This is a genomic window from Paenibacillus sp. SAF-068, assembly GCF_051967555.1.
GTDB lineage: Bacteria > Bacillota > Bacilli > Paenibacillales > Paenibacillaceae > Paenibacillus.
Window position 1 is genome coordinate 1,965,549 of the sequence record NZ_JBQCJX010000001.1, and the last position, 12,990, is coordinate 1,978,538.

General features: G+C 43.3%; 15 protein-coding genes. 11 read left to right on the plus strand and 4 right to left on the minus strand.

Annotated features, from left to right (window positions below):
• The first annotated feature begins 44 nt into the window (after positions 1–44).
• The gene (locus ACTHPG_RS08635) at positions 45–1,688 is read left to right on the plus strand and encodes an extracellular solute-binding protein (RefSeq protein WP_440388715.1); all 1,644 of its coding nucleotides are present in this window, start codon (positions 45–47) and stop codon (positions 1,686–1,688) included.
• Between the two features lie 80 nt (positions 1,689–1,768).
• Here the strand turns inward: ACTHPG_RS08635 and ACTHPG_RS08640 are convergent, their stop codons facing one another.
• Both ACTHPG_RS08640 and ACTHPG_RS08645 read right to left on the minus strand, forming a co-directional pair.
• Complete coding sequence (locus ACTHPG_RS08640) at positions 1,769–2,029, minus strand: hypothetical protein (RefSeq protein ID WP_440388717.1); 261 nt, start codon at positions 2,027–2,029, stop codon at positions 1,769–1,771.
• A gap of 92 nt (positions 2,030–2,121) precedes the next feature.
• The gene (locus ACTHPG_RS08645; RefSeq protein ID WP_124114522.1) at positions 2,122–2,250 is read right to left on the minus strand and encodes a DUF4023 family protein; all 129 of its coding nucleotides are present in this window, start codon (positions 2,248–2,250) and stop codon (positions 2,122–2,124) included.
• Positions 2,251–2,454: 204 nt separating this feature from the next.
• Here ACTHPG_RS08645 and ACTHPG_RS08650 point away from each other — a divergent pair, with 204 nt between their 5' ends.
• From ACTHPG_RS08650 to ACTHPG_RS08665, 4 genes are all read left to right on the plus strand, one after another.
• Positions 2,455–3,207 carry a TrmB family transcriptional regulator gene (locus ACTHPG_RS08650; protein ID WP_440388718.1) on the plus strand — a complete coding sequence of 251 codons (753 nt, stop codon included), beginning with the start codon at positions 2,455–2,457 and terminating at the stop codon, positions 3,205–3,207.
• Positions 3,208–3,332: 125 nt separating this feature from the next.
• Positions 3,333–4,496, plus strand: coding sequence for an MFS transporter (locus tag ACTHPG_RS08655; protein WP_440388720.1), 1,164 nt, complete (start codon positions 3,333–3,335; stop codon positions 4,494–4,496).
• Positions 4,497–4,714: 218 nt separating this feature from the next.
• A complete protein-coding gene (locus tag ACTHPG_RS08660) occupies positions 4,715–5,281 on the plus strand; it encodes a sugar O-acetyltransferase (protein ID WP_440388721.1) in 567 nt (188 codons plus the stop codon).
• Positions 5,282–5,319: 38 nt separating this feature from the next.
• Positions 5,320–5,916 carry a sugar O-acetyltransferase gene (locus ACTHPG_RS08665; RefSeq protein ID WP_440390191.1) on the plus strand — a complete coding sequence of 199 codons (597 nt, stop codon included), beginning with the start codon at positions 5,320–5,322 and terminating at the stop codon, positions 5,914–5,916.
• 195 nt (positions 5,917–6,111) lie between these two features.
• Here the strand turns inward: ACTHPG_RS08665 and ACTHPG_RS08670 are convergent, their stop codons facing one another.
• Positions 6,112–7,542 (minus strand): glycoside hydrolase family 1 protein, encoded by a 1,431-nt coding sequence (locus ACTHPG_RS08670; protein WP_440388723.1) that lies wholly within the window; start codon positions 7,540–7,542, stop codon positions 6,112–6,114.
• Positions 7,543–7,702: 160 nt separating this feature from the next.
• Here ACTHPG_RS08670 and ACTHPG_RS08675 point away from each other — a divergent pair, with 160 nt between their 5' ends.
• Complete coding sequence (locus tag ACTHPG_RS08675; protein ID WP_440388724.1) at positions 7,703–8,671, plus strand: LacI family DNA-binding transcriptional regulator; 969 nt, start codon at positions 7,703–7,705, stop codon at positions 8,669–8,671.
• 205 nt (positions 8,672–8,876) lie between these two features.
• Positions 8,877–9,170, plus strand: coding sequence for a DUF3817 domain-containing protein (locus ACTHPG_RS08680; RefSeq protein WP_440388726.1), 294 nt, complete (start codon positions 8,877–8,879; stop codon positions 9,168–9,170).
• Positions 9,171–9,269: 99 nt separating this feature from the next.
• Here the strand turns inward: ACTHPG_RS08680 and ACTHPG_RS08685 are convergent, their stop codons facing one another.
• The gene (locus ACTHPG_RS08685; RefSeq protein ID WP_440388727.1) at positions 9,270–9,407 is read right to left on the minus strand and encodes a hypothetical protein; all 138 of its coding nucleotides are present in this window, start codon (positions 9,405–9,407) and stop codon (positions 9,270–9,272) included.
• A gap of 118 nt (positions 9,408–9,525) precedes the next feature.
• On the opposite strand from ACTHPG_RS08685, the gene ACTHPG_RS08690 reads away from it, so the two are divergent.
• The 4 genes from ACTHPG_RS08690 to ACTHPG_RS08705 all read left to right on the plus strand — a co-directional run bounded on the left by ACTHPG_RS08690 (position 9,526) and on the right by ACTHPG_RS08705 (position 12,978).
• A complete protein-coding gene (locus tag ACTHPG_RS08690) occupies positions 9,526–9,852 on the plus strand; it encodes a thioredoxin family protein (protein WP_440388728.1) in 327 nt (108 codons plus the stop codon).
• 94 nt (positions 9,853–9,946) lie between these two features.
• Positions 9,947–10,969: a LacI family DNA-binding transcriptional regulator gene (locus ACTHPG_RS08695; protein ID WP_440388729.1), complete on the plus strand. Its 1,023-nt coding sequence runs from the start codon at positions 9,947–9,949 to the stop codon at positions 10,967–10,969.
• Positions 10,970–11,084: 115 nt separating this feature from the next.
• The gene (locus ACTHPG_RS08700) at positions 11,085–12,074 is read left to right on the plus strand and encodes an ABC transporter permease (RefSeq protein WP_440388730.1); all 990 of its coding nucleotides are present in this window, start codon (positions 11,085–11,087) and stop codon (positions 12,072–12,074) included.
• Positions 12,075–12,090: 16 nt separating this feature from the next.
• Positions 12,091–12,978: a carbohydrate ABC transporter permease gene (locus ACTHPG_RS08705; protein ID WP_440388731.1), complete on the plus strand. Its 888-nt coding sequence runs from the start codon at positions 12,091–12,093 to the stop codon at positions 12,976–12,978.
• Positions 12,979–12,990 lie beyond the last annotated feature (12 nt).

The following is a 12,990-nucleotide window of genomic DNA, read 5'->3' on the forward strand; positions in this document are numbered from 1 at the left end:
AAAATGAAATTATACCTCACGGGAGGATTAAAAGGGGGATTCGCATGAATATATCGTTCAAGAAGTTCTCATTGTTAACGTTAACCATGGTACTGGCCACTACGCTTGCAGCCTGTTCGTCCGGTGCGGGAAATACCGAGAATGAAGCAGAACCGAACACTCAGCAGGATGCGGGAGGACCACTTACGAAATATGACCCACCCATTAAATTGACTTCCACCATGAATGAAACGGGGAAAGAATCGCTCGCCCAAGGAGATACCCATGCCAATAACATCTGGACCAGAGGGTACAAAGATGAGCTTGGTATTGATGTAACGTACGAATGGATTGTTCCCGATGCCAATTATAACGATAAGATGAATGTTACGCTGGCGAGTGGTGATCTGCCGGATGTTCTGAAAGTGAGTGCTGTTCAATTCGAACAACTTCATGAAGCGGGAATGCTGGAGGATCTGACCGAAGTATATGACAAGTATGCATCCGAATTGGTTAAGGAGTTCATGTCTGCTGAAGATGGAGCCGGCTTGAAACCCGTAACGAAGGATGGGAAAGTATATGCTATGGTTAGCTTCCCAGGCTCGCTGGATTCTTCGGATATGATCTGGATCCGTCAGGATTGGCTGAAAAAGGTTGGTCTTGAGGCACCGAAGTCCATGCAGGATGTTATCCGGATTGCAGAAGCCTTTACCTTCGAAGATCCTGACGGAAATGGTAAAGATGACACGTACGGCATTGCCTTAAACAAGGATTTGCCTATCAACGCGTTTTTGCTCGGCTATCATGGTTATCTCGAAACCTGGATTAAGGATACTTCTGGTCAAGTTGTGAATGGAACGATTCAGCCGGAAGTCAAAGAAGGCTTGCGAGAGCTTCAAAATCTGTATCAGAAGGGTGTTCTCGATCCCGAGTTTGGGGTGAAGGATTTTGCTAAAATGATGGAGGATGTCAATGCAGGCAAGTCAGGCATGTTCTTTCTGCCACAATGGGCACCTTTTCAGGTTAGCAGTATGATTAAGAAAGATAAGAACATTGACTGGATGCCTTATCCGGTTCAATCGATTGATGATCAGCCAGCCAAAACTCAGAATCATCTTAGTCTGGGAGGCATATTTGCCGTTCGCAAAGGATACGAGCATCCGGAAGCGTTAATCAAGTTGCTTAATTTTCAGGCTGAAAAAATGTTCGGTGAGTCTGCCAAGGAAGAACGTGCTGCTTATTTGAATGGACTGACTGGTCTTGGTTTTCATAATGCAACGGTCTCCAACCTGCCAGCCAACAAAAATGTGAAGGCACAGGATGAAGTGGAGCAGGCGCTCAAAACAGGAGATACGTCCGGATTGGAACTCGAAGCGAAGCTGTTCTATGATGATATTATGGATTATCGGAATGGAAATCTCGACAAGTGGCATATGGAGCGAATCTTTGGCCCAGAGAGTTCACAAGCTGTGATTAAACATTACCGGGATAATGATCTGATTGTCATGAATGAATTCATCTATGCACCAACGAGAACGATGAATACTAAGCAGGCAACACTGGATAAACTGAGAGCCGAGACGTTTTTGAAAATCATCTATGGTAACTTGTCGATTGACGAGTTCGATAACTTTGTAGCCAATTGGAAGAAACTTGGCGGGGATCAGATTACACAAGAAGTGAACGATACCATCGCAGCTAATCAATAGAAAGATTGATTGATTCATGTAATCAAAGAATGAAAAATGGTGCACTCCTTAAGGAGCAGCACCATTTTTCATAGTATTGTTTATTTACGCTTCAATAACAGAATTCCGCTAATTTCTGACGTTTTGTAGCGGTATACCACTCTGAATCCAATGTCATTGTCCAGCAAGCAGTTCAGTGCATCAATCAGACGTGCACCAGGAACCAGGGTGAATGTGCACGGAGAAGTATTGCCAATCACACGTACACTTTGGATTCTGCGCGCAGAACCGGGAACGAGCGGATTTCTGGACCAATAGATTAATACCAGATCCGGTTGTGGAACAGCATTGACACGAGCCATCCTCATCATCTCTTTTCTATTAAAGGTTCTTAATAGTAGATGAAAAGTAGATGAAAAGGTGTTAGACGGAAGACATGCATTCAATAAATAGTCTATTTATTCGTAGAGTGCTGTTTTGATGGCAACTTGTCCCCTGGCGTTCCCTTGCCGTTGTTTTTGTTCTGACGGGCTTTTTCGGCATTTTCATTCACTTTCTTCACAAAATCTTGCGTGCTCTCCACTTCAGATTACATCTCCTTTCACAAGTGAAATGTGTATTCCCGATTGTTAATATAACCATTGGAAGGTCATTTTATTTTTGGTGATCGTTAAATTGAATTAGAGTCCACCTTTTCAGGTTAGTATGGGACATACTGGACAGGGAAAGTGTAGCCGTCTAAACTAGATAGACCAGACATAATAAGAAGGGATGCGCCGATCCAAATATGTTGCAGAAATTCGGTTTTACACAATATGAGAGCCAGGTATACGAGGCTATATTTGCACAAGATGAACCGCTTGATGCCACATCCATTGTTAATTACTCCAACGTTCCCAAAGCTAAAATTTATGAAGTACTTAATCGCCTGATCGACAAGGGAACGGTGCTGACAACGATGGATGGGAAGAAAAAACTATATATGGCTGTGGATCTTCAGTCCATTATTCATAAGATCAAGGCTGATTTTGAGAAAGATATTGAGGAATTGAAAAGTTACAAAATCAAACGTACATTTACGGATGAGCATATTTGGACGTTAAAAGATGAGTCGTCCATCGGATCAAATATTGAACAGCTCATCGAGGAAGCTGACTCATCGATTCTTTTTCTGGCCTGGAATGAGCGAATGGAGAAATATAGAGAACTGCTGGAGCAGAAGGAAAAGCAGGGCGTGTACGTTGAAGTGCTTGCCGTTGGGGGAATGGAGACATCCTTAAATCGGATATACTCGTTGATTCCATTGCTTGATGCCCCGGAACCTTCACAACTGCTCATTGTGGATCACGCGTATCTGCTGTTTGCCGGTGTAGAGCACGATTCATGGCGAGCCATTAAGACGATGTCCAAACCGATTGTCAAAGCGATGACCGATTACTTCTATCATGATGTTGCACTTACTCAAATCACCAAAAAATACGGTGACCAACTGTTACAGGATGCTGAGATCGAGCGATTGCTCACCAGGTTGATCTATTGAAACTATTCTCTTGGAGAATAGTTTTTTTGTTGTATCTTCGTATGAAAACGATTATGAAAATAAGTATTGAAACTTTCAAATTTATAGGTTACTATCGTAGTTGTAACTTTTGAGGAGGATTCAGAATGAATAAAAAAGTATATGTGCTTGCTATCGCAGCATTTGTGGTCGGAACCGTTGAACTGATCTTGGGCGGAATTCTGGACCTGATTGCTACGGATCTTCATTTAACCCTGGCGAAGGCCGGATATTTAATTTCTATTTTCTCACTTGTCTATGCGTTATCTGCGCCCATTTTGTTAAATGTAACAGCCAGATTTGAACGTAAAAAGGTATATATGTGTACGCTATTTGTTTTTCTGATCAGTAATCTGATCTCCGCGTTCAGTACCAGCTTCTACATGCTGATGGCGGGTAGAGCGCTCGGAGCCGCGACTGGCTCACTTATTTTTGTGCTCTCCTTGACCCTTGCAGCGCGCATTGTGGAACCACAGTATAAAGGACGCGCCGTGGGGACCATTACCATGGGAGGCAGTGCATCACTTATCCTGGGTGTACCACTTGGAATCTTTGTAGGTAACTTGGCAGGTTGGCGTGAGGTGTTTATGCTGATTGCTATTCTGACTGCAGTGGTGATGGTAGCCATATGGTTTGCAATGGATCGTGTGCAGCCTATTCCGGCGGTATCCCTGAAGAAACAGCTTACGGCTCTGTGGAATCCCAAAATGTTGGCGATCCATGCTACAACTTTGTTTGTTCTGGCGGGTCACCTGACTTTGTATGCGTATTTCACACCATTTCTGCAGGAAACGCTGGGAGCCAGCGCCACGATGGTGACCTTTATCTACATGATGTTCGGTATTGCCGCTGTCGCAGGGGGAGGCATCGGGGGCATGTTATCCGACCGTTTGCACCCCGCTAAAGCCATTGTTATTGTGCTCATTCCCTTTATTGTGAGTATGGCTGTCATTCCGTTCAGCGCAGGATTACCTCTGATCGCCTTCTTGCTGTTGTTAAGCATATGGAGTGCATTGAGCTGGACCGTTACGCCTGTGCAGAATAGCCTCATTATCAAAACCTCGCCGGAAACAGCAGAAACGCTGATTAGCACCAATTCCGGTATTGCACATGCCGGTATTGCACTGGGTACCTATATCGGTGGTATGGTGATTGATCGTTCATCAATTCTGAATACCGGATGGGTTGGTTCTGTATTGATTTTGCTTGGTTTGGTGTCTGCCATTTACGCCATTAGTGTTAAGGAAAAAACCGTTCAGGCGGTTGCTTAGGATAAAGAAATTAGCCAAATAGCTTGAACCTCTGCATTCCAATATTTAATTGGATATAGAGGTTTTTTTGTTATCTACGAGAGTTCGCGAGAGTAGTAGAAAGCATTTTTATAAAGAGCAAGACTTGCTTTATTCATGGTTATCTATATAATTAAAAGAGTTTTAAAAAGTGTTATCTAATGTTGGGATATATGATGTTTTTCAAGGGAGCGATGATCATGACCACAAAGACGGAGAAACAAAAGATGCTGGATGGCGAGCTGTATATGGCTTCGGATCTTGAATTGTCCGAGGACAGAGAATACGCAAGAAAAATGACGCGGACATTCAATCAAACGACGGAAACGGACGGTGAACTTCGCCTCAAGTTATTGAAGGAATTGTTGGGGTCCACTGGGGAACACTTGAGCATGGAACCTAATATCCATGTGGATTATGGATATAACATTCATGTAGGTAACCATTTTTATGCCAATTTTAACTGTACGATATTAGATGTGTGTGAAGTTCGTATTGGAGATTATTGCTTAATGGGGCCAGATGTACATATCTATACGGCTACTCATCCACTTCATCCGCATGAACGTAATACGGGTGCAGAGTACGGCAAGCCTGTCGCGATAGGAAATAATGTGTGGATTGGTGGTAGGGCCGTTATTAACCCAGGAGTTACGATTGGGGATAACGTCGTTATTGCTTCCGGGTCGGTGGTTACGAAGGACGTACCGGATAATATGATCGTGGGCGGTAATCCTGCTAGAATCATCAGAGAGATAGAGCTTTAACTTATTAATAGCTAGAAGACGGGAAGTGCTGAACAATGATGACTGAAAAAGAGAAATCGCAATTAGGGCTCTTATATAATGCCAATTATGATCAAGAGTTAATTGAAGAGCGTTTGTATGCCAAAGGACTTTGTTACGACTATAACCAGCTCCATCCAGGCAAGATCAATGAAAGAGAAGCGTTAATTAAGAAACTGCTCGGGAAAACGGGTGATCGTTTCCTGATGGAACAGCCATTTGTATGTGATTATGGTTATAATATTGAAATTGGTGAGAACTTCTATAGCAATCATAATATTGTCATGCTGGATGGAGGCAAAATTAGTTTTGGAGATAACGTTTTTATTGCTCCCAATTGCGGATTCTACACTGCAGGCCACCCTTTTGATGTGGAGCAGCGCAATGAAGGTCTGGAGATTGTTGGACCGATCACGGTGGGGAATAATGTGTGGATCGGCGGCAGTGTGACTGTTCTTGCCGGTGTGACGATTGGAGACAATACGATCATTGGAGCAGGGAGTGTCGTAACCAAAAGTATCCCTTCTGGTGTGATTGCTGCGGGGAACCCATGCAGGGTCATTCGCAAGATAACGGAAGAAGACAAAACAAAGTACAGCAGGGATGTAGTAAAGTAAAACATATAGTGAGGAATAAATAGTGAACAACGTGATAGTAGCCAATGATAATACCCGATGTATATCATCGGGTATCGTTATTAAAAATCCCCCACACAGAACACATGCCAAGGTATCGTATAATCGACACTTTCTCATGTGATATGCTGGGGGATTGACGGACGTATCTGTTACAAGTTTATTTGCTGAAAAACTTTAACGCTGCAAGCTTTTTCCGTTACTGCTGATTACTTCTTTGTACCAATGGAAGGATTTCTTGCGGTAACGTTCGAGTGTGCCAGATCCATCATCATGACGGTCAACATAGATATAACCATAACGTTTTTTCAACTGGGCAGTAGACGCACTGACTACATCAATACAACCCCATGAAGTATAACCCATGATCTCCACACCATCTTCAATGGCTTCGCCAACCTGAACCAGATGATCGTTCAAATACTTGATCCGGTAGTCATCCTCAACCGTTTTCTCGCCGTCTGCACCTGTGATTAATTCATCCACTGCTCCAAGGCCATTTTCCACAATGAACAGGGGCTTCTGGTACCGGTCATAGAACATATTGAGTACATAACGCAATCCTTGCGGATCAATCTGCCAACCCCACTCACTTGCATCCAGATATGGATTAGGGTAACCACCAAGCAAGTTCCCTTCACCGGCAATCTGTTTAGCTGGATCAGCAGTCTGACATAGGCTCATATAGTAGCTGAAGGAGATAAAGTCTACCGTATGAAGCAGCATTTCTTCGTCGCCATCTTCCATATGAATCTGAATTCCGTTCTCACGGAAGTAGCGTTTCATGTATCCTGGATAGCGGCCTCTTACATGCACATCACCGAAGAAATAGTTGCTATGTTCGAATTCCATTACCTGGATCATGTCGTCTGGATGCGGCGTCAGCGGATACGTTGGCATGCTGAGCATCATACAACCAATCTGAGCATCGGGAATAATCTCATGACAGAGCTTAACGGCAGAAGCACTGGCTACAAATTCATGGTGAATGGCTTGATATAGGTCCTGCTTGCTCAGTTTCTCTTTGGGTGTGTATATACCTCCGCTCATGAATGGTTCTTCAAGAATGGAATTAATTTCATTGAAAGTGAGCCAGTATTTCACCTTGTTCTTATACCGGTTAAAGACAGTAGTTGCGTAGCGCTCATAAAATCCAATCATCTTGCGGTTCACCCAGCCGTCGTATTCTTTGGACAGATGAAGAGGGGTCTCGTAATGGGATAACGTAACCAATGGCTCAATTCCATATTTATGGCATTCGTCAAAGAGATTGTCGTAGAATTGCAAGCCTTCTTCATTCGGTTCGGGCTCGTCACCTTTCGGGAAGATTCGGGACCATGCAATGGACGTACGGAAAACTTTGAAGCCCATCTCGGCAAACAGTTTCACATCTTCCTTGTAACGGTTGTACAAATCAATACCAATCAGTTTCATATTATCTTCAGTCGGCTCTTCCGTAATGGGACCCTTGATGCCTTGGGGAGCTACATCCTGAGTAGAAAGACCTTTGCCACCTTGATTGTATGCACCTTCAGCCTGGTTGGCTGCAATTGCGCCACCCCACAGGAAGTTTTCCGGGAATTGATATTGATTCAGAGCTTTGCTCATGTGTATCGCTCCATTCGTCATAAATTTTAATTTTTCTATTCATTATGCTTGGCATAAAAAAAGCTTAATCGTTGTAACGGGTTACACGTCAAGTTTTACTTTTGACCCACGTTTGAGGCATACTATTATTCGAAGTAAGTTAGCAAGAAGGGAGTCTCCGATGTCCAAGTTTGATGAAATTATGAAGCGGTCCGGTTACTCAAAAGCGACAGTGTCACGCGTGATTAATCATTCTCCACATGTTAGTGACGAAGCTAGACAGATCATAACGGATATTATGAAACAGTTGAATTATATTCCGAACCGGAATGCTGTATCATTATCTACAGGCAAGACCAAACAAATTGGCATCATAACGTCAACCATTGACGATCTCAGTCTCACCTTCATGAATCAGTTTATGGAAACAGCGATGGATTTCGGGTTTCAGACGATCGTCTATACTTCCCGTGGAAATAAGGAAATAGAGTTACAAGGATTTGAAGACCTGCGTAGCAAGCGGGTGGACGGAATCCTAATTGTTACTTGTGTTAACGATCCTCGAAAATTAAAAGCGTATATGGAATACGGACCTATTGTCTCCTGGCAGCGAATGGGGAACGACGAGATTCCATCTGTTGCGATGGATCAGGCGGAAGGGTATAAGTTAGCTTTGGAGCATCTGGTATCAAGAGGATACACCCGAATTGCAAATGCATTTGGAAGGGCTGAAAGTCTGAATACACAGAGCCGCCGTGAAGCCTATGAAACTTTTATGAAGAGTAGAGGGTTACCTGTGTGGACTGAAGCATATCAATATTCCGTATTTAGCTCCTCTGATGGTGAAGAGGCTATGCGAAGAATGGCAGATAAAGCAGAACTTCCACAGGCCGTATTATGTTCGAATGACTATGCAGCCATCGGCATTCTGAGTGAAGCACGCAGACGGAATATTCAGGTACCTGAGCAACTTGCCATTGTGGGGTTTGATAATATCGAACTTTCCCGTGTTCTCGGGATTACGACCATACACAATCCGATCGCGGAGCAGGCGACCCAGGCATTCCATCAATTGTGGGCTGTATTGGGTAAAACAGCGTTGAAGACAGAGCAGCTGACATACCAGCTGATTGAGCGTGAGACGACTTGAATCCATAAGACCTGAAGTGGGAATCGGGTTATATGGATTCAATAATTATTCAAATTTGAAGCATTTACGAATCAAACTCATACGTTATACTGTAGATGAGCTTCAGCATGACATAGCTTTACAGAGAAGTGGCGTGAAGTTCCGGTATCATGTTACAAGTTACATATTTCACAAACGATTAGCGGGAAAGGTGAGAATGGACGTTATGAAGACAGTGACAGGGCGATTCAGAATTGCAGGCATATGGGAGGGTGTATCCTTACTTCTGTTGATTTTTATTGCTATGCCTCTGAAATATTTTGCAGATATTTCTTCTGCTGTAGCTGTAATGGGCATGATTCATGGTGTTTTGTTTCCTTTATACCTGATTGCGCTAGTGCATTTGGCTGTGGTCAAAAAGTGGAAGATTACGCGCTGGCTAATGGGTGGAGTGGCCGGTCTTCTGCCATTTGGAACTTTCGTTTTTGAGTCCTATCTTCGGAAGAGAGATTGGAAGTAATCATTCATTAAAAAAGGAAAATTCAATAGAATACGAATCAAAGCAGGCGACTCAGTACGGATGTTATCCGAACAGGTCGCCTGCTGAGTTCTAGCGCTTTTATTTCACTACGCCTGTTTGACGATCGGACAACAGGCTGACTCCAATATCGGCAGAGGCATTTGACACAGGTGCATACGCCGAGAAGGACGTTACAACAACCAGGGCAGTGAACAGAAACAAGAATGATTTCTTCATACCATAACCTCTTTCATATGGGGATATATTCCATTTAATCTTAACGCACTTAGGCTATACTTGAAAAGAAAAATTTTAAATGAACACACCATCGAGTGACGGAAAGGACTGAGTTTCAGTGAAAGATATTCATGAGTTAACATCGATAGAAATGGTTGAAGAGGCGATTCAACAACATGAATTGGTTTTTTTGTATGTATCTCGGCCAGAGTGCAGTGTATGTCACGCTTTATTCCCCAAGATTAGTGCGTTGCTTGAACCTTATCCCTCAATATACCTGGGTCACATAAATGCTAACGAAGTGGAAGAGGTTGCGTCCAAGTTTCTTATTTTTACTGTTCCAACCATGCTTATGATAGTGGAGCAGAAGGAATATATTCGAGAGGATCGTTTTGTTCGCTTGGAACGTCTGGAAGAGCAATTGCAACAGATTCACTCGATGTGATGTCTGAACTGATAAATTAAAGTGTTGCCATGAAAACGGTTTTATGGTAATTTAAACATTATAAAAACGTTTTTATAGCAAAGGAACAAAACTTATGGCAAAGATAACGATTAAAGATGTGGCAAGGGAAGCTGGTGTATCGATATCTACCGTCTCCAACGCTTTAAATGGTGTAGATGTCTTGAACCCGGAGACGAAATCACATGTTCTCAAAGTGGCGGAGCGATTAAATTATGTACCCAATCTGAATGGCAAGCTGTTGAAGTCCGGTCAAACCAAAATGCTTGGTTTTTTCACCACAAGTGTATCGGGGCCATATTTCTATAAGCTGGTCGAGTCGATGTCTCGCGAATGTGATCGTCTGGGGTATGGTTTGAATGTATTTGTGACCAAGGATAAACACGTTATTATGAGTAATATTCTGGGTCGGCGGGTGGACGGTGTCATTATCTACGAAGAGCTTCGGATCGATGAGCAAGATATTGTCGCCATGGAGAAAGACAAGATCAAGGCAGTTTTTCTGGATCGGGTCTATCAGAGCGATACGATGGGAAGTGTTATTTTCGACTCGTATGTTGCGTCTTATGAAGCAACCAAGTATTTAATTGGACTGGGCCACAAGAAAATTGCTTATATTTCGGGTGTGGACACGATGTTTGACAGTGTGCAGCGTAGAGATGGCTATTTGGCTGCGTTGCGTGAATACCAGCTTCCAATGGATGATGATTACATCATACAGGGGTATTTTGAGGAGGAAAGCACGTATAGTGCGATCAAATCTTTTCTTCACTTACACCCTGGCAAGCGACCTGATGCATTTCTTGCAGGGAATGACTTGAGTGCAATTGGCTGTATGCATGCGTTGAAGTCTGAGGGTTTTGAAGTTCCTCAAGATGTGAGTGTCGTGGGTTTTGACGATATTGATATCGCACAGTATTTTTCTCCACCGCTCACAACGGTAAGAAATCAAATTGCAAGACAGGGTATCCTGGCCATCAATCAACTGGTGGGCATGATCAAGGAAAAAGAACAAGGGGCTGCACAGAAATTGGCGGGTGAGCTCGTAGTTAGGGGTTCAAGTCATGTGAAGATCGACCGGAAAGACTATCGTACATAAGTTGAATCAGCTGTTTCTCCGGTCTTTTTTTACATAAATACAAACAGAGGGGGTTTTTTGTCAAAAAATAAAAACGTTTTTATAATCGATACAAGATGGAGGAGAGCAAAAGAACGTGGATAAATTAGCCGTAGAACCATCAACCGGTAAAAATACGATAAATCCCAATGGAAAAAAAACCGTCGGTCAGCGGGTCAAAGAATTCGTAGTGGATTATCGAAGACAATGGGAGATTCAATCAATGATTATCCCTGGCATTATCTTTATGATTATTTTCTGTTATATCCCGATCTACGGTTTGACGATTGCTTTCAAAAACTACACGGTCATTGATACGTTGGCCACGGCTCCATGGGTAGGACTGGATAATTTCAGAATCATATTGTCAGACAAATACTTCTGGGATGCAGTCGTGAATACACTTGGGATCAGCTTTTTGAAACTGGGTATTGGCTTCGTCATCCCCATTATTCTGGCGATCATGATCTATGAGTTAAACAGCGGACGATTCAAGAAGTTTGTGCAAACGGTTTCATATTTACCCCACTTTTTGTCCTGGATCGTACTTGGGGGAATGCTGATTACCTGGTTTTCAACAACGGGGTTATTTAATCAGTTGTTGCTTAGCCTGGGAGTGATCTCGCAACCACAGAACATTTTGCTCGATGCAGGGAAGTACTGGTGGATTGCTACGTTATCGGATATTTGGAAGGAGGCAGGTTGGGGAACCATTCTGTATCTGGCGATCATGGCGAAGATAGACCCTACGTATTATGAAGCTGCCAAAATCGATGGCGCAAGCCGTCTCAGACAAATCTGGAATATCACGTTGCCTAACATGAGATCCATCATCAGCCTAAATCTGATTCTAACTGTAAGCGGTTTATTGGGGTCGAATCTGGATCAGACTCTGGTTCTCATGAATTCCCAAAACCGCGATAAAGCGGAAGTCATTAACTCGTACGTCTATCGTATGGGGATGTCTCAGGGTGATTTTTCATATGCTACGGCCGTTGGTTTGGGTGTCTCAATCATCTCTGTCATTCTGCTCGTCACAGCGAACAAAATCACAAGCAAATTAAACGATAATCAATCTGTGTTGTAAGAAGGAGGCATCCCGCGTGAATGGAAAGGTGGCAAGAGAAGATCTGGATAGTCGGATCTTTGATACCTTAAACATGATTTTGTTAATCATCTGTACGGTCGTTATTCTGGTTCCTCTTTGGAATGTCATCATCTCTTCCTTTAGTTCGGGGAAAGCGCTGGCGGAAGGTGGCTTCATCTTCTGGTCACCGGAATTCTCGCTGGAGAATTACAGAGCGGTATTCAATGATCAGGGCATCTGGCAGGCCTTCTTCATATCGGTTTCCAAAACAACAATTGGTGTTGTTACACATGTATTCTTTTGTGCCATGGTGGGCTATGGTCTGAGCAAAAAGTACATAAGAGGCCGCAAATTATACGTTGCCATGGGTGTTATTACAATGTTCTTCTCGGGAGGCATGATTCCGACCTATCTGTTGATCAAATCACTTGGCCTGCTTAACAGCTTCTGGGTGTACATTATTCCAGCGTTGTTCAGCTTCTATGATGTCGTGATTCTGATGAATTTCTTCCGTAATGTACCGGATTCTCTCGAAGAGTCGGCGAAGATTGACGGCGCAGGAGATTGGCATATTTTCCTGAAAATCTTCATTCCACTCTCCATGCCTGCCATGGCCACTATTGCGCTATTTAATGGGGTGGGGCAATGGAACGATTTTATGACAACCAAGTTATACATTACGGATCAATCACTGTATCCACTTCAGATGATGCTGTATGAGATTATCGTGCAGTCCCAGACCCAATCCATGCAAAATGTTGGGGGTTCGGCTGTGATCGAAACAACGACGAAAGGTGTGCAATTGGCCACCATTGTCATTACAACACTACCTATCGTACTGATCTATCCCATCGTTCAGAGATACTTTATCTCGGGAATGATGCTCGGAGCAGTCAAGGAATAGGAGCAACAATCA